The organism is Pseudomonas lurida (genome assembly GCF_013522705.1).
GTDB classification, from domain to species: Bacteria; Pseudomonadota; Gammaproteobacteria; order Pseudomonadales; family Pseudomonadaceae; genus Aquipseudomonas; species Aquipseudomonas quebecensis.
Window position 1 is genome coordinate 1 of the sequence record NZ_JAAMRE010000083.1, and the last position, 539, is coordinate 539.

The following is a 539-nucleotide window of genomic DNA, read 5'->3' on the forward strand; positions in this document are numbered from 1 at the left end:
GATGGAATCTCGTGGTACATGTTGAAGATCTCGCCTTCATCCATGGCCAACGATTCGATGCAGTACTGGTAGGCGTGGGTGTGGATCGCTTCTTCGAAGGCCTGGCGCAGGATGTACTGGCGGCACTCCGGGTTGGTGATCAGGCGGTAGACGGCCAGCACCAGGTTGTTGGCGACCAACGAATCCGCAGTAGAGAAGAAGCCCAGGTTGCGCATGACGATGCGGCGTTCGTCGTCGGTGAGGCCTTCGGGGTTTTTCCACAGGGCGATGTCGGCGGTCATGTTGACCTCTTGCGGCATCCAGTGATTGGCGCAGCCGTCGAGGTACTTTTGCCAGGCCCAGTCGTACTTGAAGGGCACGAGTTGGTTGAGGTCGGCGCGGCAGTTGATCATGCGCTTTTCGTCGACGGCGACGCGGGCGGAGGCGCCTTCGAGTTCGGCGAGGCCTTCGGCGACGTCGAGTTTGTCCAGGGCGGCCTTGGCGCGCACGATGGCGGCGGAGTCACTGGCGGTGACGGCGCGGGCTTCGATGGCGGCGGC

1 protein-coding gene is annotated in these 539 nt (G+C 62.7%); it reads right to left on the reverse strand.

Annotated features, from left to right (window positions below):
- The coding region (locus G7025_RS26605) for a ribonucleotide-diphosphate reductase subunit beta (RefSeq protein ID WP_308811985.1) at positions 1–530 on the reverse strand (530 nt) is incomplete at its 3' end.
- Positions 531–539: the final 9 nt, after the last annotated feature.